21 protein-coding genes and 1 riboswitch are annotated in these 23,855 nt (G+C 61.1%); of the genes, 13 read left to right on the top strand and 8 right to left on the bottom strand.

Features of this window, described 5'->3' with window-relative positions; genetic code table 11:
* Position 1: 1 nt before the first annotated feature.
* The gene (locus CAF63_RS13035; RefSeq protein ID WP_085685446.1) at positions 2 to 886 is read left to right on the top strand and encodes a glycosyltransferase; all 885 of its coding nucleotides are present in this window, start codon (positions 2 to 4) and stop codon (positions 884 to 886) included.
* 18 nt (positions 887 to 904) lie between these two features.
* On the opposite strand, the gene CAF63_RS13030 is transcribed toward CAF63_RS13035, so the two are convergent.
* Both CAF63_RS13030 and CAF63_RS13025 read right to left on the bottom strand, forming a co-directional pair.
* Positions 905 to 2,122 (bottom strand): acyltransferase, encoded by a 1,218-nt coding sequence (locus tag CAF63_RS13030; RefSeq protein ID WP_085685293.1) that lies wholly within the window; start codon positions 2,120 to 2,122, stop codon positions 905 to 907.
* A complete protein-coding gene (locus CAF63_RS13025; RefSeq protein WP_085685290.1) occupies positions 2,122 to 3,984 on the bottom strand; it encodes a bifunctional O-antigen ligase/aminoglycoside phosphotransferase family protein in 1,863 nt (620 codons plus the stop codon). Before CAF63_RS13025 ends, CAF63_RS13030 begins: the two co-directional genes overlap by 1 nt.
* Positions 3,985 to 4,138: 154 nt before the next feature.
* Between CAF63_RS13025 and msbA the strand changes: the two genes are divergently transcribed.
* The 4 genes from msbA (at position 4,139) to hldE (ending at position 9,010) form a co-directional block, all read left to right on the top strand.
* Positions 4,139 to 5,941, top strand: coding sequence for a lipid A export permease/ATP-binding protein MsbA (msbA, locus tag CAF63_RS13020; protein WP_085685287.1), 1,803 nt, complete (start codon positions 4,139 to 4,141; stop codon positions 5,939 to 5,941).
* Positions 5,942 to 6,174: 233 nt separating this feature from the next.
* Entirely contained in the window at positions 6,175 to 6,879 is a 705-nt protein-coding gene (locus tag CAF63_RS13015; protein ID WP_085685284.1) for a sulfotransferase family 2 domain-containing protein, read from the top strand.
* Positions 6,872 to 7,483 (top strand): adenylyl-sulfate kinase, encoded by a 612-nt coding sequence (cysC, locus tag CAF63_RS13010; RefSeq protein WP_085685281.1) that lies wholly within the window; start codon positions 6,872 to 6,874, stop codon positions 7,481 to 7,483. The genes CAF63_RS13015 and cysC overlap by 8 nt, the downstream gene beginning before the upstream one ends.
* 102 nt (positions 7,484 to 7,585) lie before the next feature.
* Entirely contained in the window at positions 7,586 to 9,010 is a 1,425-nt protein-coding gene (gene hldE / locus CAF63_RS13005) for a bifunctional D-glycero-beta-D-manno-heptose-7-phosphate kinase/D-glycero-beta-D-manno-heptose 1-phosphate adenylyltransferase HldE (protein WP_011332149.1), read from the top strand.
* Between the two features lie 66 nt (positions 9,011 to 9,076).
* Here hldE and CAF63_RS13000 read toward each other — a convergent pair whose 3' ends face one another.
* The 4 genes from CAF63_RS13000 to CAF63_RS12985 all read right to left on the bottom strand — a co-directional run bounded on the left by CAF63_RS13000 (position 9,077) and on the right by CAF63_RS12985 (position 12,598).
* Positions 9,077 to 10,045, bottom strand: a complete 969-nt coding sequence (locus CAF63_RS13000; protein WP_085685278.1) for a metal ABC transporter ATPase — start codon at positions 10,043 to 10,045, stop codon at positions 9,077 to 9,079.
* Between the two features lie 31 nt (positions 10,046 to 10,076).
* Positions 10,077 to 10,889 (bottom strand): aldo/keto reductase, encoded by an 813-nt coding sequence (locus CAF63_RS12995; protein WP_085685275.1) that lies wholly within the window; start codon positions 10,887 to 10,889, stop codon positions 10,077 to 10,079.
* Positions 10,886 to 12,061, bottom strand: a complete 1,176-nt coding sequence (locus tag CAF63_RS12990) for an FAD-binding oxidoreductase (RefSeq protein ID WP_085685272.1) — start codon at positions 12,059 to 12,061, stop codon at positions 10,886 to 10,888. The genes CAF63_RS12995 and CAF63_RS12990 overlap by 4 nt, the downstream gene beginning before the upstream one ends.
* A gap of 204 nt (positions 12,062 to 12,265) precedes the next feature.
* Positions 12,266 to 12,598 carry a multidrug efflux SMR transporter gene (locus tag CAF63_RS12985; RefSeq protein ID WP_085685269.1) on the bottom strand — a complete coding sequence of 111 codons (333 nt, stop codon included), beginning with the start codon at positions 12,596 to 12,598 and terminating at the stop codon, positions 12,266 to 12,268.
* A gap of 103 nt (positions 12,599 to 12,701) precedes the next feature.
* Between CAF63_RS12985 and CAF63_RS12980 the strand changes: the two genes are divergently transcribed.
* Positions 12,702 to 13,604: a LysR family transcriptional regulator gene (locus tag CAF63_RS12980; protein ID WP_085685266.1), complete on the top strand. Its 903-nt coding sequence runs from the start codon at positions 12,702 to 12,704 to the stop codon at positions 13,602 to 13,604.
* 11 nt (positions 13,605 to 13,615) lie between these two features.
* Positions 13,616 to 14,896 carry a lipid IV(A) 3-deoxy-D-manno-octulosonic acid transferase gene (gene waaA, locus CAF63_RS12975; protein WP_085685262.1) on the top strand — a complete coding sequence of 427 codons (1,281 nt, stop codon included), beginning with the start codon at positions 13,616 to 13,618 and terminating at the stop codon, positions 14,894 to 14,896.
* A 31-nt stretch (positions 14,897 to 14,927) separates the two neighbouring features.
* Here the strand turns inward: waaA and CAF63_RS12970 are convergent, their stop codons facing one another.
* Positions 14,928 to 16,361, bottom strand: a complete 1,434-nt coding sequence (locus CAF63_RS12970) for a TolC family outer membrane protein (RefSeq protein ID WP_085685259.1) — start codon at positions 16,359 to 16,361, stop codon at positions 14,928 to 14,930.
* A gap of 218 nt (positions 16,362 to 16,579) precedes the next feature.
* Positions 16,580 to 16,685, top strand: a riboswitch (TPP riboswitch).
* A 146-nt stretch (positions 16,686 to 16,831) separates the two neighbouring features.
* On the opposite strand from CAF63_RS12970, the gene thiC reads away from it, so the two are divergent.
* Together thiC and cytX are read left to right on the top strand one after the other, a co-directional pair.
* Positions 16,832 to 18,721 carry a phosphomethylpyrimidine synthase ThiC gene (gene thiC, locus CAF63_RS12965; RefSeq protein WP_085685256.1) on the top strand — a complete coding sequence of 630 codons (1,890 nt, stop codon included), beginning with the start codon at positions 16,832 to 16,834 and terminating at the stop codon, positions 18,719 to 18,721.
* A 140-nt stretch (positions 18,722 to 18,861) separates the two neighbouring features.
* Positions 18,862 to 20,154, top strand: a complete 1,293-nt coding sequence (cytX, locus tag CAF63_RS12960; protein ID WP_085685253.1) for a putative hydroxymethylpyrimidine transporter CytX — start codon at positions 18,862 to 18,864, stop codon at positions 20,152 to 20,154.
* On the opposite strand, the gene CAF63_RS12955 is transcribed toward cytX, so the two are convergent.
* A complete protein-coding gene (locus tag CAF63_RS12955) occupies positions 20,123 to 20,869 on the bottom strand; it encodes an RsiV family protein (protein WP_085685250.1) in 747 nt (248 codons plus the stop codon). The two genes, cytX and CAF63_RS12955, sit on opposite strands and share 32 nt — an antisense overlap.
* Before the next feature lie 221 nt (positions 20,870 to 21,090).
* Here CAF63_RS12955 and CAF63_RS12950 point away from each other — a divergent pair, with 221 nt between their 5' ends.
* The 4 genes from CAF63_RS12950 to CAF63_RS12935 all read left to right on the top strand — a co-directional run bounded on the left by CAF63_RS12950 (position 21,091) and on the right by CAF63_RS12935 (position 23,848).
* Positions 21,091 to 21,708 carry an NUDIX domain-containing protein gene (locus tag CAF63_RS12950; protein WP_085685247.1) on the top strand — a complete coding sequence of 206 codons (618 nt, stop codon included), beginning with the start codon at positions 21,091 to 21,093 and terminating at the stop codon, positions 21,706 to 21,708.
* The gene (locus CAF63_RS12945; protein WP_007952222.1) at positions 21,699 to 22,151 is read left to right on the top strand and encodes a DUF1249 domain-containing protein; all 453 of its coding nucleotides are present in this window, start codon (positions 21,699 to 21,701) and stop codon (positions 22,149 to 22,151) included. The genes CAF63_RS12950 and CAF63_RS12945 overlap by 10 nt, the downstream gene beginning before the upstream one ends.
* Before the next feature lie 104 nt (positions 22,152 to 22,255).
* Complete coding sequence (cpdA, locus tag CAF63_RS12940) at positions 22,256 to 23,071, top strand: 3',5'-cyclic-AMP phosphodiesterase (RefSeq protein WP_085685244.1); 816 nt, start codon at positions 22,256 to 22,258, stop codon at positions 23,069 to 23,071.
* 168 nt (positions 23,072 to 23,239) lie between these two features.
* Positions 23,240 to 23,848 (top strand): YqiA/YcfP family alpha/beta fold hydrolase, encoded by a 609-nt coding sequence (locus CAF63_RS12935; protein ID WP_085685241.1) that lies wholly within the window; start codon positions 23,240 to 23,242, stop codon positions 23,846 to 23,848.
* The last annotated feature ends 7 nt before the right edge of the window (positions 23,849 to 23,855 follow it).

Here is a 23,855-nt window from a genome sequence, read left to right as displayed (position 1 = left end):
CCTGAGCGATGCCCAGCCCCTCGTCACCGTCATTATCGCGTCCTATAACCACGGGCCGTACATCGAGGAAAGCATCCTCAGTGTCATCAACCAGAGCTACCAGAGCATCGAGCTGCTGGTGGTCGACGACGGTTCCAAGGACGACAGCGTTGAGCGCATCAAGGCCCTGCAGGAAAAGCACGGCTTCGATTTTCGTGTGCAGCAGAACCAGGGCCTGACCAATACGCTCAACGGCGCCATCGCGCGGGCCAAAGGCAGCCTGATCGTGCCGTTCGGTTCCGACGACATCATGTACCCGGACCGGATCGCCACCCAGGTTGCCTACATGGACGGCAAGCCGGAAGTGGGCATTTGCGCCGGTAACATCGAGTTGATGGACGCCGACGGCAATCTCTACCCGGAAAAGCGTCAGCGCCGGGACGTCCCGTTCCGTCGCCTGGATTTCGATGACATGTTTCTGGAGCGCAAACCGTATCCGCCGGCACCGACCCTGATGATCCGTCGTGAGGCGCTGGACAAAGTGGGCGGGTTCGACCCGACGATTCGTCTCGAGGATCTGTACATCGAGCTGAAAGTGACCCGCGCCGGGTACTTCATCGACGGTCTGAACGTGGTGATGGCGCGCTATCGCAAGCACGCCACCAACTCCTACAAGAACCACCGCTTCATGATCGAAAACATCCTGCGCACTTACGCGTTGTTCAGCGATCATCCGCTGTACGACGAAGTGCGCTACAAGTCGCTCAATTCGATGTTCCTGAAAACCGCCAACCGCGACCGTAAGCTGGCGCGTGAACTGCTGGCGCAGATTCCATTCAAGGCGTGGAACAAGAAGACCTGGCGCGGGTTGGGGCGGTTGCTGTTTTCGCCGCTGGAAAAAGACTGAGGCGCTCGTCGCTCGTGCTCAGCGAGCGACTTTTTCCGCCAGGCGCTTGTTGCCTTTCTGGCGTTGGCGAATCCACTGCACGACTTTTCTGCCGGCACTCATGCCAGGCTGTTCGATATAGAGGAATGTCGCGCTGCTGATAAGAATCAACAGACAAGTGCATGCCGCCAGCAATGGCAGATAGACCCCGCTCTCCCGGGCATCGAGGTGCAGCAGCAGCGGTAATCGCTGAACCATCAGCCACAGCACGAACCCGTGGAGCAGGTAGGTGCTGTAACTGATTTCTCCCAGCCAGCGGATGCTGCGGGGTTTCAGCGCGCCGAACAGGTTGTTGCCCGAGGCCACGATCACGAAAAACAGCGACAACAGAAACAGCGGCGCGGTCTTGAAGGCCCGGTTGAAGGCAGTGAAGGCGATAACCAGAGCCACTAGCGCGATCACACTGGCCAGCGTCGTTCGGCTCCATGCCACCAGTTGCGGGCGACGAATCCAGTACGCTGCCGCGATCCCGCCGAGGAAACTGGCCAGGAAGTGTTTCTTGAGCGAGTGCTCCCAGCCAACCAGTTGATAAAGCGTGTAGATGCCGATCAGACACAGCACCACTTGTCGCCAGTTGCCGCGATAGACAAACACCAGCGCCGCCAGAGGCAGTGCCAGATAGAAAAATACTTCGTAGGCCAGCGTCCAGGTGACATTGGAGATCAGCATGCCGGTTTGCGGGTACTGGTTGACGTCGGGGCGATCGAACGTCAGCCACAGCAGGCCCTGTTTGAACAGCTGTGACACCGGCTCCTTCAGTTGCCAGTCCTGCAGGTAGAACACGGTGACGAACACCGCCAGCATCAATGGCAGATACAGCGGATATAACCGGAACACTCGCGAAATACCGAAGGCCAGCCAGTCGTGCTGACGGCCCTGGGCCAACAGACGACTCCAGAACAGAAAACCGGTAATCATGAAGAACAGGGCCACGCTGCCCTGGCCCAGCATCGAGTAGAAATTGCTCGGCGGAAATTCGAACACGCCCGTGCGCAGAAAGATCCAGGTAATGATCGAGTGATGCACGAATACACCGAATGCCAGATAGCCGCGCAGGCCATCGATGCTGGCATAGCGGCTTTCACCCGAATGCTGCAGATGGCGTGCGATTTTCGGCACGGCCCGCAGCAGCAACGCGGCGGTGACGGTGGCCAGCAGATAGGCGGCCGGCGCAATGAACGGACTGGTCTGAATCATCAATGAACCCGAGCCGGCGTGTTGCCGGCCAGCACTTGCCTGTGCAGATTGTCTACGGCGGATTTCGACGCCGTTACGGCGTACCCCTGGAGCAGCGCTTCGAGGTGATCCTCGAACAGCCAGCGTTTGTCGACGGTGTAGCGTTGCATGTGGCGCAGATTACGCTGGCGCAGTGACAGGCTGAGGGGTGAAGGGTAGATCCGCAGGTCGGCCAGATCGATCAGCCCGAACTCGCCATCCTCCAGCACCAGCACATTGCCCAGATGTAGCGAGCGGAAATATACGCCTTGCTCGTGCAGGCTCGCCATGAACTTGCCGAATCTTTCCACCAGCGCATGACGCACGGCAGGGGCAGTGATCCCTTGCAAGACCTGACGCAGGGTATGCCCCGGAAGCGGCGAGTAATGCACGGCGCTGCTGCCGTCGTCGAGGCGATAGAGGTTCAGCACCTGTGGTGTGGGAATGCCCATCTGGCGCAGTTGTTCGCTGTTGACGGCAAACCGTTCGGAATAAGGATTGAAGCTACCGGAGGTATACCAGCGGCGGCGGCGAAACAGCTTGAGAAAGCTGCCGTCGGTCAGGCGCAGGACCTTCGGCCCCAAGCCGTCCTCTTCAATGACCTGAGCGCTGGTACTCAACTGTTGCAGACCTGAAGCCGACAGCTTCTGCACCGGCATCGCCAAAAGACGTCTTGCGCGTTGATTGATGCTCAAGGCCGCAATCAGCGCCAAGGGGATCCAGAGCAGGAACCAGTGCTCCTTGGGGCGTGAAATGATGCCGCCACCCTCGGTCAGGCCGGCGCCGATACCGAATACCAGCCAGGTCGAGGCAATGATCAGCAGCGGCTGCACACGCTGACGCCAGCTGCTCAGCAGCCCCCAGGCCTGAAAAAACAGCCATGGCAGCATGCCCAGGATGCCAACGTAATACAGTACGCCCAGCGCAAAGCTATGCGGTTCCTGGAAGTTGTAACCAACGCCCGGATCAATAGCCAGAGCAGCGTTGTAGCCATGGCCGATCCATGGGTGTTCGGCGATTTTCTGCAAGGCTAGTTGCCAGATTTCAAAACGATAAGAGTCACCGCGTTCGATGATCATTTTCGAGAACAGAGTGACCACCGACACACCGCTGATCGCCAGTGCGCCCAACAGCACCAGCGAGCGACGGTTCCAGCAGATGAAGGCCAGCCACAGTGCCGCCATGGTCAGCGCGACCAATGGGGTGCGGGAACCGGTTCCGATCACTGCCATGAACATGATCAGCATCGCCGGCAGGCTGAGCCAGTACATCCGGCCATCCTTGCAGGTCATGCTCAGGCTCAGCCAGTAGGCGCAGAAGAATCCGAACAGGTGCGAGCTCAGCAGCGGGTTGTCGAACGCCCCGCCACCGATCAGGCGCGCGCCCGGCTCGAAGTGGAGGATGAACGGAATCAGGAAACAGAGGGTGGTGACCAGTGCCACCAGCGCGGCAGCAAACAGCAGAGGCGAAAGAATGTCGCTGCGGTAGCGAACCAGAAGGAAACAGCCGGCGAACAGCATCAGGGTATGGAGAGGAGGCTTGAACATGCCACTTATCGGCTCGTCTTGCGGGCCCCAGCAAAGGCTGAGAAGGGCCCAAGCGGCAAACAGCAGCAACGCGACAAAAATCGGTTCGCGCAGCATTTCCTTGAGTTCTCGCGGGCGCAGGCACAGGGCAATCAGCGTCGGAATGCTGAAAAGTCCGTAAAACAGCTTGTGATGGAGACTGCGGCCCGGCAGAAAGAACAGCGCGCACAAGAGCAGGAAGTAGCCGACGGGAAGTATCCACAGGCTAATGAAATCGAAGATTCGATTGGACGTACTGCTGAAGCCGCGAAGTTGCATGCTGTGAAATTCAATCCTGAGGTTGATCGGCCGATTCGATGATGGCTATTTGACGCTGAAAAAGGTGCCTAACAATAACAGCCTTTGCCCGATTGCCAGAACCCTGAAGAAGCTGTGCTAAAGTCAGCGTCCTTTTTATCGACTTTCGCGTGATATGACCGACTCCAGTCCCGCCGCAAGCCCTTCGAGCTTGAAAATCTACTTCCGCCTGCTCGGCTATGTCCGGCCGTACATCAGTCTGTTCCTGATCAGCATCGTCGGTTTTCTGATTTTTGCCTCGACCCAGCCGATGCTCGGCTACATCCTCAAGTACTTTGTCGATGGCCTGTCCAATCCCGAGGCGGTGCTGTTTCCCACCGTGCCTTACCTGCGCGACCTGCAGCTGCTGCAGGCCGTACCGCTGCTGATCATCCTGATCGCCGCGTGGCAGGGGCTGGGATCTTATCTGGGCAACTATTTCCTGGCCAAGGTTTCCCTGGGCCTGGTGCATGACTTGCGGGTACAGCTCTTCAATAACCTGCTCGTCCTGCCCAACCGTTACTTCGACAAGCATAACTCCGGACATCTGATTTCGCGTATCACCTTTAACGTCACCATGGTCACGGGGGCGGCAACAGATGCGATCAAGGTCGTAATCCGTGAAGGCATGACGGTTATCTTCCTGTTCGCCTCCCTGTTGTTCATGAACTGGAAGCTGACGCTGGTGATGGTTGCGATCCTGCCACTCATCGCGGTGATGGTGCGCACGGCGAGCAAGAAATTCCGCAAACAGAGCAAGAAAATCCAGCTGGCCATGGGCGACGTGACGCACGTCGCCTCGGAAACCATCCAGGGTTATCGCGTGGTGCGCAGCTTTGGCGGCGAGGCGTATGAGGAAAAACGCTTCCTCGATGCCAGTCAGAGCAACACCGACAAACAACTGCGCATGACCCGTACTGGCGCGATCTACACGCCGATGCTGCAGCTGGTGATCTACAGCGCCATGGCGGTGCTGATGTTCCTGGTGCTGTTCCTGCGCGGTGACGCCTCGGCCGGTGACATGGTCGCCTACATCACTCTTGCCGGTTTGCTGCCCAAGCCGATCCGTCAGCTGTCCGAAGTCAGTTCGACCATCCAGAAGGGCGTGGCCGGTGCCGAAAGCATTTTCGAGCAACTGGATGTCGATCCTGAAGTCGATACCGGCACGGTCGAGCGCGATTCAGTCACCGGTCGGCTCGATGTACGCAACCTGAGCTTTACCTACCCGGGTACCGACCGTCAGGTGCTCGACGACATCAGCTTCTCGGTCGAGCCGGGGCAGATGGTCGCACTGGTGGGACGTTCGGGCAGCGGCAAGTCGACCCTGGCCAACCTGATTCCGCGTTTCTATCACCACGACAAGGGCGAGATCCTGATCGACGGTGTGGAAGTCGAGCAGTACAAATTGCTGAACCTGCGCCGCCACATTGCTCAGGTAACCCAGCACGTCACGCTGTTCAGCGACACCGTGGCCAACAACATCGCCTATGGCGATCTGGCCGGGGCACCGCGCGAAGACATCGAGAAAGCCGCGCGTGATGCCTACGCGATGGACTTCATTTCGCAACTGCCCCAAGGCCTGGACACCCAGGTCGGCGAGAACGGCGTGCTGCTTTCCGGCGGCCAGCGCCAGCGTCTGGCGATTGCCCGTGCGCTGCTAAAGAACGCACCGTTGCTGATTCTCGACGAGGCCACCTCGGCCCTCGACACTGAATCCGAACGACACATTCAGGCCGCCCTGGATCAAGTGATGAAGGGCCGTACCACGCTGGTGATCGCTCACCGTCTGTCGACCATCGAGAAGGCCGACCTGATTCTGGTCATGGATCAGGGCCGGATCGTCGAGCGCGGTACGCACGACAGTCTGCTGGCGCAGAACGGCTACTACGCTCGCCTGAATGCCATGGGCCTCGACGCCCCGGCCGAAGACATCGCCTGATCAAGAAGTAAATCCTGTGGGAGCGAGCTTGCTCGCGATGACGGTGCAACAGTCAACATCAATGTTGAATGTGCATACGCCATCGCGAGCAAGCTCGCTCCCACATTCATTTGTATCCAGACCTTTACCCATCTTGACCAAACCGGCATAAAACCCGGCATCGCGCTTGTTAAGGTTCCTGAACGAACTCTGACTTCAATCGAAGGGGCCATCCTCTTCGCGCGGGTGCTGGCATGCTGCAACGTTATCTCTGGAAATTGCTGCCCAAACCGCAGCGGGCCTTTCTGCTCGGGCGCCTGTCGGTGGTCGACCGGCAAGTGGTGAACAAGTCGATGTCGGCCAGCCTGCAGTTTCCCAAGGCTTTCGAGCAGCGCTCCTGCCTGTTCATTCATGTGCCCAAATGTGCCGGCAGCAGCGTGTGCGCGGCAATGTTCGACGGCTGGCGTCCCGGCCATTTGCCGCTGTACTGGTATGAAGAGCAATTTCCCGCTCAGTTCGCTGCAGCGTACAAGTTTGCTTTCGTGCGCGATCCGCTTGAGCGTGCTTATTCGGCCTACGCTTTCCTGCGCGGCAACGAGCTGAGCGGACGGGATCACGCCGCCCAGCAATTGGTCAGGCATTACCGGGACTTTGACGATTTTGTCGGACGCTGGCTGCATCCTGACAACATCGCGCGACAACTCCATTTCGCTGCACAAACCGACTTTCTCACTGATTCACTGGGCCGCCTGGCGCTGGACTTCATCGGATACCAGGAGCATCTGGAGCGGGATTTCCGTCTGGTGTGCGAGCACCTGGGGCTGACGAGTCAATTGCAGCACGTCAATGTTTCCAGGCAGCGGCGTCCGTCGCCGGCGCGCGATTTCTGCACGCAGCGCACCCGACGTCTAGTTCGGCGGGTCTATGAGCGTGACTACGAGATGCTCGGCTATGAATGAAGCACTGACCGTTTCCCTGTTGCCACCGGCCATCCGCCCCTATGCCCTGACCCTTCCCGCCCAGGCTCGCGCCGAGCAGAAGTCGCAGCAACCGCGCTGCCTGTGGCTGACCGGATTGTCCGGGGCTGGCAAATCGACGCTGGCCAATGCACTGGAGCTGCATCTGCATCAGTTCGGGCTGCATACGTTCCTGCTCGATGGCGACAACCTGCGCGCCGGTCTTTGTCGCGATCTGGGGATGACCGAGACCTGTCGGCGCGAGAACATCCGGCGCACCGCGGAAGTGGCGCGGTTGATTGTGGACGCCGGGTTGATCGTGATCGTGGCCGCCATTTCACCGTTTCGTGCCGAGCGGGATACGGCACGCCGGCTGTTCGCCGAGGGTGATTTCATTGAAGTGCATGTCAGCACCTCGCTGGAGGTCTGCGCCCGACGCGATCCGAAGGGTTTGTACCGGGCGGCGCGAGGAGGGCGGATCAAGGACTTCACCGGGATCGACAGCCCGTACGAGGCGCCGTTGGATGCCGAGTGCCGGATTGATACCGATGAGGTGGGGCTGGCCGATGCCTGCCATCGGCTGGCGGCTTTTTTGCTCAAAAAATGAGCAAAAAAGCCAGCTGTTTCATCCTGTTGCAGCCGCCGCACAAGCCTTCGCCAACCCTGTGTTAATATCGCGCCCCTGTTCATTTTGTATGTGGGTTGCTCCATGAAGTTGTCCATGCCGCGATTCGATCAAGCCCCTGTCTTGGTGGTCGGCGATGTCATGCTCGACCGTTACTGGCATGGTGGAACCTCACGGATTTCCCCTGAGGCGCCGGTTCCTGTCGTTAAAGTCGAGCAAATCGAAGACCGCCCGGGCGGTGCCGCCAACGTTGCCTTGAACATTGCCGCGCTGGGTGCGCCGGCGTCGCTGGTCGGTGTGACCGGTGACGACGAAGCCGCCGACAGCCTGAGCAACAGCCTCAAGGGCGCGGGTGTGCGGGCCTTGTTTCAGCGCATTGCGCACCAGCCGACCATCGTCAAGCTACGGGTCATGAGCCGGCACCAGCAATTGCTGCGTATCGACTTCGAAGAACCGTTCGCCACCGACGCCCTGGCCCTCGGCGCGCAGGTCGATGATCTGCTCGAAGGCATCAAGGTGCTGGTGCTTTCCGACTACGGCAAAGGTGCCCTGAAAAACCATCAGGCGCTGATCCAGGCCGCCCGTGCCAAGGGCATTCCGGTGCTGGCCGATCCGAAGGGCAAGGATTTCTCGATCTACCGTGGCGCGAGCCTGATCACCCCGAACCTCAGCGAGTTCGAAGCCATCGTCGGCGGTTGCGCCGATGAGCACGAGCTGGTGACGAAGGGCGCGACGCTGATGCACGACCTGGATCTCGGCGCACTGCTGGTGACCCGTGGCGAGCACGGCATGACCCTGCTGCGTCCGGATCATCCGGCGCTGCATTTGCCTGCGCGGGCCCGTGAAGTGTTCGACGTGACCGGTGCCGGCGACACGGTGATTTCCACCCTGGCGGCCGCGATTGCTGCTGGTGAAGAACTGCCGCACGCGGTGGCGCTGGCCAACCTGGCGGCGGGCATCGTCGTCGGCAAGCTGGGTACGGCGGCGATCAGCGCCCCGGAACTGCGTCGCGCCATTCAGCGTGAAGAAGGTTCCGAGCGTGGCGTGCTGGGTCTGGAGCAACTGCTGCTGGCCGTCGCCGATGCCCGTGCGCACAACGAGAAGATCGTGTTCACCAACGGTTGCTTCGACATCCTGCATGCCGGCCACGTGACCTACCTCGAGCAGGCGCGAGCCCAAGGCGATCGCCTGATCGTCGCGATCAACGACGATGCTTCGGTCAGCCGCCTGAAAGGGCCGGGCCGACCGATCAACAGCGTCGATCGTCGGATGGCGGTTCTCGCCGGTCTCGGTGCAGTGGACTGGGTGATCAGCTTCGCTGAAGGCACCCCGGAAAACCTGCTGCGCGAGGTCAAGCCGGACGTACTGGTGAAGGGCGGCGACTATGGCATCGACCAGGTTGTCGGCGCCGACATCGTCAAAGCCTACGGCGGCGCCGTGAAGGTGCTGGGACTGGTAGAAAACAGCTCGACCACGGCGATTGTGGAAAAAATCCGCAAGTCCGAGTGATGCAAACATAAAGACCGCGCCTGCGACGACTCTCTGGAGTCGCTCGCAGGCGCGGTCTTTTGCCGTTCAGGAATTCACTTTCTTGCGCGGCACGATCTTCTTCAGCAGTTGCTTCGCCTTGCCGCGCAACCGTGCCAGCCCCGTATCCTTGGGTGGCGGCGTCAAACCCTGCTGGCGCAGCCAGTCCTTCCAGCGAATCCGCTCATCGCGCACCAGCCAGCCGTCCTGTCTGGCGAAACTTTCCGCCAGGTACAGACCGCGAGTGCCTGCCGGGTACAACTGACCTTTCTTCAGCGTATACAGCTCGGGCAGCGGTTCGCCATCCTGCAACGGCATCAAATACAAATCGGGGCGTTTGCGGTCGAGCCGGGCGACCAGTTGATCGCCTTCCAGCCGTTCATCGACATGGAACAGGCTGAGGTTCTTGGCTTCCTTGGGTACGTCCAGCCGCAAGTCGTAGATCAATTGCAGGGACGCGGTCGGCAAGTGCACGTAAGCCCGTGGCCGTTCAAGCAATTGCAGATTGGCGCAGCGCACCGGCCGCGCCGAACCGGACAGCGGCGTCAGGCGAAAGGGCAGGGCCTCGCGATAATGCAATGCCGCCGCGTAGGGCGCCGGTAGCCAGGTGTCATTGAAACGCCCGCCGAGCCAGCCTTCCGGGGTTTCCAGCAGGCATTCCTCGGCGATTTCCTGAATCGCTGTGTGCAGCGGGATATTCAGTTCGTGCGCCGGCACGTAGCCGGAAATCAGCTTGAGCACCACATCGCCGCGATCCTGCCGCCGCTGGCGCACCAGCACCCAGTAATCGCGATTCTGCCAGTGCAGGGTCAGGCGCACGGAGACGCCGAGGTTGGCCAGCTCCAGCGCAAAGCGCTCGGCGTCGGCCACGCTGACCGGTTTGCGCCGCTGCAAAGTCTGGGTGAAATTAAGCGGCATGCCGACGCTCTGGTAGGTCAGGCCTTCCGGCGTGGCTTCGACGAACAGCGGCAGCGTCTTGAAGTTGCTCGGGTTCTTTCTGATGAGCGTACGCGGCATGTCGGCTCCTGCTTAAGGCCGCGAGGCGGCGTCAGTGACCACGAAGGACCTGGGCAACGGTCGCAACGTTATGGGCGAGGTGCAGCGGATTGATTGTCCCGACGATGGCACTGGCCACGCCGGGCTGGGCGAACAGCAACTCGAAGCTCGCGCGCACGGGATCCACGCCGGGACTCAGGCACACGTGGCCGCTGGCCAGGGCCTTCTTCACCAGAATGGCTTTGCCGTGGGCAGCAGCATAGTCAATGACCGCCTTCTCGTTTTGTTCGTTCAGATTGTAGGTGACCATCGCGCAATCGCCTTGCTCCAGCGCTTTGAGGCCGCCGTCGACGGTTTTGCCGGAGAAACCGAAGCCACGAATCTTGCCCTCGGCCTTGAGCGCCGCGAGGGTTGCGTAGACTTCGCTGTCGTTGAGAATCGCCAGGTCGTTGCCGTCGGAATGCACCAGCACCAGGTCGATAAAATCGGTTTCAAGACGTTGCAGACTGCGCTCCACCGACATCCGGGTGTGGGCGGCGCTGAAGTCGTGGGTCGACTGGCCATCGACAAATTCTTCGCCGACCTTGCTGACGATCACCCAGTCCTGACGCTCGCCGCGCAGTAGCGGGCCGAGGCGTTCTTCACTGCGGCCATAGGCCGGGGCGGTGTCGATCAGGTTGATGCCCAGCTCCCTCGCCTGCTTGAGCAGCATGCGCGCGGCGGCGTCGTCGGGGATCTGGAAGCCGTTGGGGTATTTCACACCCTGGTCGCGACCGAGTTTGACGGTGCCCAGGCCCAGCGGCGAGACCAGCAGGCCGGTGCTGCCCAGCGGGCGGTGCAAATCGTGCAGGGTCGGCAGGCTCATGGCAGCAATTGCTCCCAGGCGGGAACGCCCATCGGCGGTTTTGGCAGCTCGGGCAGCGGAGCAGCGTGGCTTGGCTGGATGCCATCGCGTTCGAGGGATGCGATCACGCGGTCAGCGAAATCCGGCGCCAAGGCCAGTTTGGTTGGCCAGCCGACCAGCAGGCGACCTTCTTCTGCAAGGAAGGCGTTGTCCGGGCGGGTCAGGCCGGTTTGCAGCGGTTCGGCGCGATCGACGCGCAGGGTCGCCCATTGCACGGTGCTCAGGTCGATCCATGGCAGCAACTGACCGATTTCTTTCTGGGCGGTGGCGATCTGTTCGGCCGGCTCACGGGCCACGCCTTCGGATTCGGCAATGTCACCACCCAGATACCAGACCCACTGACCGTCAGCGGCCGGGTGAGTGGTCACGGTAATGCGCGGCTTGGTGCCGCCACCGAGGCAGTGCGCGTACAGCGGCTTCAGGCCCGGGCCCTTGGCGATGATCATGTGCAGCGGCCGGCGTTGCATGGCCGGATGAGTCAGGCCCAAAGCAGTCAGCAGATCGGCGGTGCCGGCACCGGCACTGAGCACGATGCGCTGGGCACGGATCTCGCGGCCATCAACCTTCAAGCCAACCAGCACGCCGCTTTCCAGCAGTGGCTCGATGGTCTGGCCGGCGAGCAGGCCGTCGCCCGACAGGTCGGCCAGACGCTGGATCAGGCTTGGCACGTCGATCACCAGTTCGGCGAGGCGGTAGACCTTGCCTTTGAAACGTTTGTCTTGCAGGGCCGGCGGCAGTTGATCGCCCTTGACCTGATCGACCCGGCCACGCACCGCTTTACTGGCGAAGAAACTGGTGAGGTTGCCGGCCAGGGTGCCCGGTGACCACAGGTAATGGGCTTCGGACAGCAGGCGTACACCGCTCAGGTCCAGTTCGCCGTTGCCGGCCAGGGCTTCACGCCAGCGGCGCGGCATGTCGGCGATGGCTTCCGAGGCGCCGGTCAGCGCACCGTGCAGCGCGTACTTGGCGCCGCCGTGGATGATGCCCTGGGACTTTACACTCTGCCCGCCGCCGAGGCTGGCACTTTCCACCAGCACGGTCGAGAAACCCTGGCGACGCAGGCGCGCGTTCAGCCAGAGACCGGCGACGCCAGCGCCGACAATCAGCACGTCGGTGGAAATGGGAGATGGCATGCAACGACCTCAGTGTTCAAGACGAGGGCGCAGTATACAGACTCGGGGAAAAGGGGATTTGTCGATGATCAACAGAGGGGAAGGTGTCGGGCAATGTGGGAGCGGGCTTGCTCGCGAAATCGGTCTATCAGTTAACAACAATGTTGCCTGACACACCGTCTTCGCGAGCAAGCCCGCTCCCACAGGGGGTTATGCATTAATCAGTTAATGGCCGGCGGTTTTCGAGAACAGTTGAATCACCACCACGCCGAGCACGATCAGCGCCATTCCGAGCATCGCCGGGACATCCAGCTTCTGCCCATAGATGAACAGCGCCGCGACGCTGACCATGACGATGCCCATGCCGGCCCACACCGCGTAGGCCACGCCCACCGGCACGCTGCGCACCACCAGCGTCAGCATCCAGAACGCGATGCCATAACCAACGATGACCAGCAGCAGCGGCAACGGCGTGCTGAAGCCTTTGACGGCTTTCATCGAAACGGTGGCGATCACTTCGGCGCAGATGGCAATGGCCAGGTAGGCGTAGGCGGTCATGATTCAATCCTCATGTGAAACGTGGCTTTCTGAGGCGGCATTTTAGTGACTCCCCAGATGGGGTAAAGTCATTACCTATCTGTTTAAAAGATGGGTTGGCCCGATGAGCATGCAGTGGAATCTGGAGCAGTTGCGGGTGTTTGTCGGCGTCGCCGAACAGCGTTCGTTTTCTGCCGTGGCACGTCAGCAACGTAAGGCACAGTCGGCGATAAGCAGCGCGATTGCCATGCTCGAGGACGATCTCGGTATCAGCCTGTTCGAGCGTAGCAGCGGTCGTCAGCCGAGTCTTACCGAAGCGGGGGAGGCGTTGCTGGAAGAGGCGCGGGAAGTGTTGCGCCAGTGCGAGCGTCTGAACGGACGGGCCGTGGCCATGATGCGCGGGCAGGAAGCGCAACTGCGGGTGGCTCAGGATGAGGCGATGCCCTATCAGGCACTGGTGGAAAGCTTCGGTGCGCTGGCGGAACAGTTTCCCAGTCTTGAAGTACAGCTGACCAGCGCCGCCCAAGGCGAAGTTTCACGCAAACTGGTGGAGCGCCGGGCTGATCTCGGGCTGTTGTTCTATCACGACGAAATCCCCGAAGCGCTGGAGCGTCGAGTGTTGGGCAGCGTGGAAATGGTAACGGTTTGTGGCGTCAATCATCCGCTGGCGGCGCAATCCCGGGTCAACTGCCAGCAGCTTGCTCAGCATCGACAATTGCTGATGTCGACCCAGACCAGTGTCTATCCCGGCAGCGAACCAGCCAGTCCACAGGTCTGGCGCGCCGACAGCTTCTACGTGATGGCCGAATGGCTGGTGCGTGACCTCGGTTGGGCTTGGTTGCCGCGGCATGTGGTGCAGTATTCGGCGTATCAGGGCCTGATGGTGGAACTCGACAGCGAATGGACGCCGCCGGCACTGGTGGTGGAACTGGTCTGGCGTCGCGATGAACCGCTTGGCCCGGCCGCCCGTTGGCTGGCGGAGCGATTTGCCATACACCTGCGGGCGATCGGCGGCAAAAGCCGATAAACTCCGCCGCCATGAATAGAACTCTCTACACCGCGCTGTTTTACCTGGGGCTGCCATTGGTGGCGATTCGGCTGTGGCTGCGTTCGCGCAAGGCACCGGCGTATGCCAAGCGGATTGGCGAACGTTTCTCCTACGGCATGCCGGCCCTGCAACCGGGCGGCATCTGGGTTCACGCCGTGTCGGTGGGCGAAAGCATCGCGGCCGCGCCGATGATTCGCGCACTGCTGCAACGTTATCCACAGCTGCCGATCACCGTGACCTGCATGACGCCGACCGGTTCGGAGCGCATTCACGCGATGTTCGCAGACGAGCCGCGCATCCAGCATTGCTATTTGCCGTATGACTTGCCCTGCGCAGCCGCGCGTTTTCTGGATCGCGTGCAGCCGAAACTGGCAGTGATCATGGAAACCGAACTGTGGCCGAATCACATTCACCAATGCGCCAAACGCGCAATTCCTGTGGCGCTGGCCAACGGGCGCCTGTCCGAGCGTTCGGCCAAGGGTTATGGCCGGTTCAGCAAACTGACCGCACCGATGCTCGCCGAGATGAGCCTGTTCGCCGTGCAGACCGAAGCCGAAGCGCAGCGTTTTCGCGATCTCGGTGCGCGCCCGGAAACAGTCGAGGTCACCGGCTCGATCAAGTTCGACCTGACCATCGACCCGCAACTGTTGCAACGTGCCGCTGAACTGCGCGGCCAGTGGCAGGCGCAGGAGCGGCCGGTGTGGATCGCCGCCAGTACCCATGAAGGCGAAGATGACGTGGTGCTGAACGCCCATCGTCGCCTGCTGGCCAACCATCCCGATGCGCTGCTGATTCTGGTGCCGCGTCACCCGGAGCGTTTCAACTCGGTGTTCGAGTTGTGCCAGCGTGAAGGCTTTGCCACGGTGCGCCGTTCCACCGGCGCGAATGTCGATGCACAAACCTCGGTGCTGCTTGGTGACACGATGGGCGAGTTGCTGTTTCTCTATGCGTTAGCGGACAGCGCGTTCGTCGGCGGCAGTCTGGTGCCCAATGGCGGGCACAACTTGCTGGAGCCGGCAGCGCTGGCGAAACCGGTGATCAGCGGCCCGCATCTGTTCAACTTTCTCGACATCGCCGCGCAACTGCGCAGCGCCGGGGCATTGGCCGAGGTGGATGACGCCGAAGGTCTGGCGACAGAAGTGCAGCGCCTGTTTGAACTGCCGCGCGACGCACAGCGCATGGCGGAAGCCGGGCTGAGCGTGATGCGCCGCAATCAGGGCGCGTTGCAGCGCTTGCTCGATGGACTGGGAAGGTTGATCGACCGCCCATAAAAAAACGCAGCCTCAGGGCTGCGTTTTTTGTTTAAGGCCGGGCCTTGAGCTGGGCCTCGGCAGCCTTGGCCAGATCTGGCGGCAGGAAATCCTTGTCCGGGTTGTAGTCGGCTTTCAGATAACGCGTCAGATCCTGCAAATCACCCGGGTTCAACGTCCCCGCCGCCTGCTTCAGGCGCAGGTTGTCGAGGATGTAGTCGTAGCGGGTGTTGTTGTAGTTGCGCACCGAGGTGTACAGCTGACGCTGGGCGTCGAGCACGTCGACGATGTTGCGCGTCCCCACCTGGTAACCGATTTCCGTGGCTTCCACCGCGCTCTGGTTGGAGATGATCGACTGGCGGCGTGCCTGTACCTGCTCGACGTCGGTGTTCACCGCGCGATGCAGATTGCGGGTGTTCTCCACGATCTGTCGACGCAGGCTTTCGCGTTGCTGTTCGCTCTGATCCAGTTGCGCATACGACTGGCGCACTTGCGAGCTAGTCAGGCCGCCGCTGTAGATCGGAATGTTCAGTTGCAGGCCCAGCGTACTCTGCTCGACGTTTCCTCCATAAGGTTGGCCGAAGGCATTCGGGTTGGCGAACCCAAGCGCATCGTTATCGCCTTTTTCGTATTTGGCCACAGCATCGAGGGTTGGCAAGTGACCGGCCTTGCGCTGCTTCAGAGTCTGCTCGGCGGAGCTCACCGCGTAGTTGCTGGCCAACAGATTGAGGTTCTGTCGGGCGGCGGTATCGACCCACGACTTGGCGTCGTTCGGTGCCGGCGGCAGGATCGGCAGCGTGTGGACAATCCCCTGAATCGAGTTGTACTGACGATTGGTCAGGGTAATCAGCGCTTCGAACGCATCATCGACCTGACGCTGGGCGACGATCCGGTTGGCCCGTGCGGTGTCGTAACTGGCTTGCGATTGCAGCACGTCGGTCTTGTCCGAGAGGCCCACGTCGAAGCGCTCGTTGGACTGGTCGAGCTGGCGCTTGAACGCGGCTTCTTCTGCCTTGGTCGAGGCCAGGTTGTCCTGGCTGCGCAGCACGTTGAAATAGCTTTCGGCTGATTGCAGGATCAGGTTCTGTTCGGTGGCCGAGAGTTGCAGCGCGGCCTGCTCGTTGACGTCCTTGGCGGCCTGGTACTGGAACCAGCGATCGGCGCGGAACAGCGGCTGGGCCAGGGTCGCCTGGTATGAATGGGCGCTGCGGTTGGCGATGGCCGATGGCTGATCGATCGAGGTGCGCACATTGGCTGTTTCAGCACCGCCTGAAAGGTTCGGCAGCAGCCCGGCGCGGGCCTGGGGCACCACTTCTTTCTGTGCGCCATATTGAGCGCGGGCCGCCGCCAGATCGGCGTTGTTGTCGACGGCTTCCTGATAGACGCTGACCAGATCGGTTTTGGTCGACAAGGGCGCTTCGGCTGCCCAGACCATTGTGTTGGACGCACAAGACACGGCAACAGCCAGTGAGAGTTTGCGCAGCATGAGGCGATCCCTAGCATGAATATTATGGAAATAATCCGGGCGCCAAGGTAGGGCGCGGGCGCGGCGTCGTCAAGGCATGGCGTCAAGGCGAGGCGGGGCAAAGCGAGTGTAGATGCGCATTGAGGCGCTCACAATCCTGCAAGCCGCCGCAATTGCGCCATTCATCATGGTGTTTGCCACGGTGTTGGCGTTCTTTGCCGGTTGTGTCTAGACTGGCCGGGTTCTTGTCGGGGTGCCTTGCTATGAGGCTGAGATCGAATAATTTCGGATCCCGTTGAACCTGATCAGGTTAGCGCCTGCGTAGGGAACAAGATTTCTCGTCACCCGGCGAGTCCTCTTGTGCTTCGTCCGGGATATTGTTCGACAATCGAACGCTCGACGACGATGCACAGCACCATTCCTGGTGCGTCCGTGCCTTTCAGGTTCTGCTCCGACAATCCACTGCCTGGATGCTGTCTGGAGAGCCCGTGATGACTACAAAATCTAAAAACGCGATCAACCTGAGTGACTCGGCCAAGGTCGACGAGCAGTCGGTTCAACCGTTCACCCGTTCGCAAAAAGTCTACGTTCAGGGCTCCCGCCCGGACATCCGCGTGCCGATGCGCGAAATCACCCTCGATGTGACCCCGACCGACTTCGGCGGCGAAATCAACGCACCGGTCACCGTCTACGACACCTCCGGCCCGTACACCGATCCGAACGTGGTGATCGACGTGCGCAAAGGTCTGGGGGACGTGCGTTCGGCGTGGATCGACGATCGTGGCGACACCGAGCGCCTGCCAGGCCTGAGCTCGAATTTCGGCCAGCAACGTCTTGCCGACGCCGAACTGACCAAGCTGCGTTTCGCCCACGTCAATAACCCGCGTCGCGCCAAAGCCGGGGCCAACGTCAGTCAGATGCACTACGCGCGCAAAGGCATCATCACCGCGGAGATGGAATACGTCGCCATCCGCGAAAACATGAAGCTGCAAGAAGCCCGCGCTGCCGGTCTGCTGAACCAGCAACACGCCGGTCACAGCTTCGGCGCGAGCATCCCGAAAGAAATCACTCCTGAATTCGTGCGCGAAGAAATCGCCCGTGGCCGCGCGATCATTCCGGCCAACATCAACCACGTCGAACTGGAACCGATGATCATTGGCCGCAACTTCCTGGTGAAGATCAACGGCAACATCGGCAACAGTGCGCTGGGTTCGTCCATCGAAGAAGAAGTGGCGAAACTGACCTGGGGCATTCGCTGGGGCTCGGACACCGTGATGGACTTGTCCACCGGCAAGCACATCCACGAAACCCGCGAGTGGATCATCCGCAACTCGCCGGTTCCGATCGGCACCGTGCCGATTTATCAGGCGCTGGAAAAGGTCAACGGTGTCGCCGAAGACCTGACCTGGGAGCTGTTCCGCGACACGCTGATCGAGCAGGCGGAGCAGGGCGTCGACTACTTCACCATCCACGCCGGCGTGTTGCTGCGCTACGTGCCGCTGACCGCCAAGCGTGTGACCGGCATCGTGTCTCGTGGCGGTTCGATCATGGCCAAGTGGTGCCTGGCGCACCACAAAGAGAACTTCCTCTACACCCACTTCGACGAAATCTGCGAAATCATGAAGGCCTACGACGTCAGCTTCTCGCTGGGCGACGGCCTGCGTCCGGGCTCGATTGCCGACGCCAATGACGAAGCGCAATTCGGCGAACTGGAAACCCTCGGTGAGCTGACCAAGATCGCCTGGAAGCACGACGTGCAATGCATGATCGAAGGCCCGGGCCACGTGCCGATGCAGTTGATCAAAGAGAACATGGACAAGCAACTGGAGTGCTGCGACGAGGCGCCGTTCTACACCCTCGGCCCGCTGACCACCGACATTGCGCCGGGCTACGACCACATCACCTCCGGCATCGGTGCGGCGATGATCGGCTGGTTCGGTTGCGCGATGCTCTGCTACGTGACGCCGAAGGAACACCTGGGTCTGCCGAACAAGGATGACGTGAAGACCGGGATCATCACCTACAAGATCGCCGCCCACGCAGCGGACTTGGCTAAAGGACATCCGGGCGCGCAGATCCGCGACAACGCCTTGAGCAAGGCGCGTTTCGAATTCCGTTGGGAAGACCAGTTCAACCTCGGTCTGGATCCGGACACCGCCCGTTCGTATCACGATGAAACCCTGCCGAAGGACTCGGCGAAGGTCGCGCATTTCTGTTCGATGTGCGGGCCGAAATTCTGCTCGATGAAGATCACTCAGGAAGTCCGTGAATACGCGGCCAACCAGCGGATCGACGCGGTCGACGTGGACGTCGCCCAGGGCCTGGCGGAACAGGCCGAGCGGTTCAAGAAGGAAGGCAGTCAGCTGTACAAGAAGGTTTGATCTGACCTGAAAGGGTGGGGCCTGTAATGGCCCCTTCGCGAGCAAGCTCGCTCCCACATTTGAATGCATTCCAAAGTGGGAGCGAGCTTGCTCGCGAATACGGTCGACACAACAACAAATGTCCCTCTGAGATAACACCCTTGAGCATTCAACCCGGTACTTATTCCCCCGACCTCGCCGTGCCCGCCAACCAGCGTGTATTCGGTGGTCGCGATCTGTTTTCCCTGTGGTTTTCCCTCGGCATCGGCCTGATGGTGTTGCAGACCGGCGCGCTGCTGGCGCCGGGGCTGGGTCTGTCGGGATCGCTGCTGGCGATCTTCCTCGGCACCCTGGTTGGCGTCCTGTTGCTGGCCGCCGTCGGCGTGATCGGCAGCGACACCGGCCTGTCGTCGATGGCCGCGCTGAAACTCAGCCTCGGCAGCAAAGGCGCGAGCCTGCCGGCGCTGCTCAACCTGCTGCAATTGATCGGTTGGGGTTCGTTCGAAATCATCGTCATGCGCGATGCGGCCAGCCTGCTCGGCAGCCGTGCGTTCAGCGAGGGTTCGCTGTGGGCCAGTCCGATGTTGTGGACTTTGTGCTTCGGTGCGCTGGCGACGTTGCTTGCGGTCAGCGGTCCGTTGACGTTCGTGCGCAAGATCCTGCGCAAGTGGGGCATCTGGCTGATTCTGGCCGCGTGCATCTGGCTGACCTGGAACCTGTTCGCCAAGGCCGATCTCGCCGCCTTGTGGGCGCAGGCCGGGGATGGCTCGATGCCGCTCGCCGTGGGCTTCGACATTGCGATTGCGATGCCGCTGTCGTGGCTGCCGCTGATCGCCGACTACTCGCGTTTCGGAAAGCGGGCGAAGAACGTATTCGGTGGCACGGCGATCGGTTTCTTCATCGGCAACTTCTGGCTGATGAGCCTGGGCGTGGCCTACACCCTGGCATTCGCGCCGAGCGGTGAAGTCAACGCGCTGCTGCTGGCACTGGCCGGTGCGGGTCTGGGCATTCCACTGTTGCTGATTCTGCTGGACGAGTCAGAAAACGCTTTCGCCGACATTCACTCGGCAGCGGTTTCCAGCGGGATTCTGTTGCGTCTGAAAGTCGAGCATCTGGCGCTGGCCATCGGTGTGATCTGCACCCTGATTGCCTTGCTCGCGCCGTTGGCGCAGTACCAGAACTTCCTGCTGTTGATCGGTTCGGTGTTTGCACCGCTGTTCGGCGTGGTGCTGGTGGATCACTTCATCCTGCGCAAGCGCAGTGCCCAGGTGGCGTCGGCCGCGTTGCGCTGGCCGGCGCTATTGGCCTGGCTGGGTGGCATCAGCACCTATCACTTGCTGGCCAATCTGTATCCGGATGTCGGCGCGACCCTGCCGGCGCTGGTGCTGGCAGGGCTGCTGCAACTCGTGCTCGGCCGGGCTTTCAGTTACGGCCGGGAAACAGCTCGGGCTTGAGAATGCCGTTCAGGCGCGGGTAAGGGATCTTCAGTTCGACGTGGCCCAACGCGTAAGGCGCGATGGTGGTCACGTCGTACTTGAGGATCACGCCACCGTAGGTCAGCGCCACGTTCGGGGTTTTGACGAACGGCCAGCTCTTCACGAATTCCGGTTCCTGATCGAGCTTGGTGCTGATCAGCCAGCTGTTGTGCGCTACTTGGGCCGCTTTCCAGAACGCCTCTTCCTGACCTGGCAGCAGCATGTCCGCCAGGGTCAGCACTTTGTGCTGCTGACGCGAATAGTTGATGAAGCCGCGTCCCGGCGTACCGTGGGCGCCGCCGGTGTCCAGGTAGCTCGATGTTTCGATGATCACCAGACCGTCATGCTGCTCGCGTACTTTCGCCTGCAAATAGCTGCTGTTGCGCGGGCCGGCGTTGGCCAGGAACTGCTCGCGATACGCCGCCAGCGTCGGCGCCACCGGGGCGTTCGGGGCGGAGCGGGTCATTTGCAGCAGGCGTTTTTCGATGATGCCGTCCAGCGCCGGTTCTGACGGGAAGCGCAATGTATCGATATTCACCAGCGGGCAGTCCGGGTTGGAACAACCCGGTTTCAGCGTTTCCGACGCGTCGCGGGTGGTTTCCAGCGGCGTGCGGTAGTTGGGCTGGAACAGGCTGGCGCAGGCGCCCAGGGTCAGGGCGATGGCTGCCACGGAGGCAATTTTGAAAAGCGACATGGGCGTCCTTTCTGAAGCAGGGGAAGGCAAAAAGTTACGGCTTCGACTCTCAACGAAGCGGTCAGTTCGCCACTAAGCTAATTAGAGTGGGTTTCGCCTCCACCGTCCATCCCGCTGACAGTAAAGGGGCTGCATCAAACGTCACGGGCGCGTTAGGATGGCGCGAAGTCGAGGTGGCAAGTCAGGAGCCTCGTATTGGATTTGCAGTAAAGAGGATGCTCATGACCGATTTTGCCAAAGCCATTCCCACCGCCGTCGATATCGTGCGACGCGAGCAGTGCTACAAGGGCTTCTACAAGCTCGACCGTGTGCACTTGCGCCACGAACTGTTCGCCGGTGGCATGAGCCGCGAAATCAATCGTGAAGTGTTCGTGCGTCATGATGCCGTGTGCATGCTGCCCTACGATCCGCAGCGCGATGAAGTGGTGCTGATCGAGCAGTTTCGCGTCGGCGCCATGGGCAAGGCGGACAACCCGTGGCTGGTTGAACTGGTCGCCGGTCTGATCGACAAGGACGAACAGCCGGAAGAAGTTGCTCACCGCGAGGCACAGGAGGAAGCTGGGCTGGACATCAAGGCCCTGTGGCCGATGACCAAATACTTTCCATCGCCGGGTGGCAGCAACGAATTCGTGCATTTGTATCTGGGGCGTTGCAGCACCGAAGGCGTGGGCGGCCTGCATGGGCTGGAGGAAGAAGCTGAAGATATTCGCGTCACGGTCTGGGCCTTTGAAGATGCCCTGCAGGCCGTACGTGACGGACGGATTGCCAATGCGGCGAGCATCATCGCCTTGCAGTGGCTGGCGCTCAATCGCGCCGAAGTGAGGGGGCTATGGTCGTAAACAAGTTGCGCGATCGCTACCGCGTCGACCTCGTGGGGCTGCAGGCCGCCTGCGAGGCGAACTACGCGCGCCTGATGCGATTGTTGCCGGACATGCGCAGCGACCCCGAGGCACGGCGCATCGCCGTGACCCAGGGCGACCAGATGCTCGGCGTACTGACCCTGGAAGTGCTACAGGCCTGTCCATACACCACGACCCTGCAAGTGCGTCAGGAACATAGCCTGCCGTGGCTGCCGGTGCCGCAACTGGAAGTGCAGGTCTATCACGACGCGCGCATGGCCGAGGTGATCAGCGCCGAGCATGCGCGACGTTTTCGCGGCGTCTATCCTTACCCGAATGCGGCCATGCATCAGCCGGACGAGAAGGCTCAGCTCAATCTGTTCCTGGGCGAATGGCTGAGTCATTGCCTGGCGTGCGGACACGAATACGCGGCGGTCCGATAACCACCGCAAGTTGTGAACTGCGTCCGGTTCGCCGGTTTCTCTTTGCGTTGTCCCCCCGCATAATTGCCGCACTATCCAGTCCCGCGATCCCGGGGGAGAACGCCTTGCCGAGCGTATCGACTTTGACCACCGCCAACACGGCGTTGCTGGTGCAACTCTCTGACAGCCATCTGTTCGCCGAGGCGGACAGAACGCTGCTGGGCATGAACACCCGCGAGAGCCTGCAAAAAGTCATCGAGCTGGTGCTCGAACAGCAACCGCGGATCGACCTGATCGTTGCCAGCGGCGACCTGTCCCAGGACGGTACGCTGGAGTCTTACCAACAATTCCGGCAGATGACGGCGCAGATCGACGCGCCGGCCCGCTGGATCCCCGGCAACCACGACGAACCGCAGATCATGGCTCAGGCGACTGTGAAGAGCGCGCTGCTGGAGTCCGTGGTGGATGTCGGCAACTGGCGCGTGACCCTGCTCGATTCGGCGGTACCCGGATCGGTGCCGGGGTATTTGCAGGATGACCAACTGCAATTGCTCGCCCGCTCCCTGAGCGAAGCGCCGGATCGCCATCATCTGGTGTGCTTCCACCATCATCCGGTGTCGATCGGTTGCGCCTGGATGGAGCCGATCGGTTTGCGTAACCCGGAAGCGTTTTTCGAAGTGCTCGACCGTTTCCCGCAGGCCCGCGCCGTGCTGTGGGGGCATGTGCATCAGGAAATCGACCGCGAACGCAACGGCGTAAGGCTGATCGCCTCGCCATCGACCTGCATTCAGTTCGAGCCGGGCAGTGTCGACTTCAAGGTCGGCGAGCAGGCGCCGGGATATCGCTGGTTGCGCTTGTTGCCGGATGGACGTCTGGAGACTGGCGTCGAGCGCGTCACCGACTTCGAGTTCACCGTCGATTACGGCTCTGAAGGCTACTGAAAACCGAGCCGCGTCCTTCGCGAGCAAGCTCGCTCCCACAATGGATTTGCCAACGGCACAGATCCCTTGTGGCAGCGAGCCTGCTCGCGAAGGCGTCTTTACAGACACCCACGACCCCCTGACTCCCTGTAAACTCCGCTTTCTTCAGCCGACGCCCAGGGAGCTCAAATGTCCGGTTCGATTCTCTATATCCATGGTTTCAACAGCGCGCCGGCCTCGAAGAAGGCCTGTCAGCTGGTCGAGGTGATGGAGCAGCTGGGTTTGAGCGATCAACTGCGTGTGCCGGCGCTGCACCATCACCCGCGCGAAGCCATCGGTCAGCTGGAGCAGGCAATCGCTGAACTCGGCCAGCCGTTGCTGGTGGGAAGCTCGCTCGGCGGCTACTATGCGACTCACCTGGCCGAGCGCCATGGCCTGAAAGCCTTGCTGGTCAACCCGGCCGTCAGTCCGCACCGGATGTTCGACGGATACCTGGGAACGCAGAAAAACCTGTACACCGACGAAACCTGGGAACTGACCCACGACCACGTGACGGCCCTCGCCGAGCTGGAAGTGCCGGCGCCGCAGGATCCGCAGCGTTATCAGGTATGGTTGCAGACCGGGGATGAAACGCTGGATTATCGCCTTGCCCAGCAGTATTACCGGGCCTGTGCCCTGCGCATTCAGGCCGGCGGCGACCACAGTTTCCAAGGATTTGTTACACAATTGCCGGCATTGCTCAGCTTTGCCGGGATTGGCGCCGATACCTATCAGGCAATCGATTTCACCTTACTGTGAAGTCTTG

The organism is Pseudomonas sp. B20(2017) (assembly GCF_002113125.1).
Taxonomy (GTDB): domain Bacteria; phylum Pseudomonadota; class Gammaproteobacteria; order Pseudomonadales; family Pseudomonadaceae; genus Aquipseudomonas.
This window is presented reverse-complemented; position numbering and strand designations above follow the sequence as displayed.

Excerpts from the sequence above, each read along its gene's own strand:
- CAF63_RS13030 (WP_085685293.1), bottom strand. The coding sequence starts at position 2,122 with ATGATTCAGACCAGTCCGTTCATTGCGCCGGCCGCCTATCTGCTGGCC.
- CAF63_RS13025 (WP_085685290.1), bottom strand. The coding sequence starts at position 3,984 with ATGCAACTTCGCGGCTTCAGCAGTACGTCCAATCGAATCTTCGATTTC.
- msbA (WP_085685287.1), top strand. The coding sequence starts at position 4,139 with ATGACCGACTCCAGTCCCGCCGCAAGCCCTTCGAGCTTGAAAATCTAC.
- CAF63_RS13015 (WP_085685284.1), top strand. The coding sequence starts at position 6,175 with ATGCTGCAACGTTATCTCTGGAAATTGCTGCCCAAACCGCAGCGGGCC.
- cysC (WP_085685281.1), top strand. The coding sequence starts at position 6,872 with ATGAATGAAGCACTGACCGTTTCCCTGTTGCCACCGGCCATCCGCCCC.
- hldE (WP_011332149.1), top strand. The coding sequence starts at position 7,586 with ATGAAGTTGTCCATGCCGCGATTCGATCAAGCCCCTGTCTTGGTGGTC.
- CAF63_RS13000 (WP_085685278.1), bottom strand. The coding sequence starts at position 10,045 with ATGCCGCGTACGCTCATCAGAAAGAACCCGAGCAACTTCAAGACGCTG.
- CAF63_RS12995 (WP_085685275.1), bottom strand. The coding sequence starts at position 10,889 with ATGAGCCTGCCGACCCTGCACGATTTGCACCGCCCGCTGGGCAGCACC.
- CAF63_RS12990 (WP_085685272.1), bottom strand. The coding sequence starts at position 12,061 with ATGCCATCTCCCATTTCCACCGACGTGCTGATTGTCGGCGCTGGCGTC.
- CAF63_RS12985 (WP_085685269.1), bottom strand. The coding sequence starts at position 12,598 with ATGACCGCCTACGCCTACCTGGCCATTGCCATCTGCGCCGAAGTGATC.
- CAF63_RS12980 (WP_085685266.1), top strand. The coding sequence starts at position 12,702 with ATGAGCATGCAGTGGAATCTGGAGCAGTTGCGGGTGTTTGTCGGCGTC.
- waaA (WP_085685262.1), top strand. The coding sequence starts at position 13,616 with ATGAATAGAACTCTCTACACCGCGCTGTTTTACCTGGGGCTGCCATTG.
- CAF63_RS12970 (WP_085685259.1), bottom strand. The coding sequence starts at position 16,361 with ATGCTGCGCAAACTCTCACTGGCTGTTGCCGTGTCTTGTGCGTCCAAC.
- thiC (WP_085685256.1), top strand. The coding sequence starts at position 16,832 with ATGACTACAAAATCTAAAAACGCGATCAACCTGAGTGACTCGGCCAAG.
- CAF63_RS12955 (WP_085685250.1), bottom strand. The coding sequence starts at position 20,869 with ATGTCGCTTTTCAAAATTGCCTCCGTGGCAGCCATCGCCCTGACCCTG.
- CAF63_RS12950 (WP_085685247.1), top strand. The coding sequence starts at position 21,091 with ATGACCGATTTTGCCAAAGCCATTCCCACCGCCGTCGATATCGTGCGA.
- CAF63_RS12945 (WP_007952222.1), top strand. The coding sequence starts at position 21,699 with ATGGTCGTAAACAAGTTGCGCGATCGCTACCGCGTCGACCTCGTGGGG.
- CAF63_RS12935 (WP_085685241.1), top strand. The coding sequence starts at position 23,240 with ATGTCCGGTTCGATTCTCTATATCCATGGTTTCAACAGCGCGCCGGCC.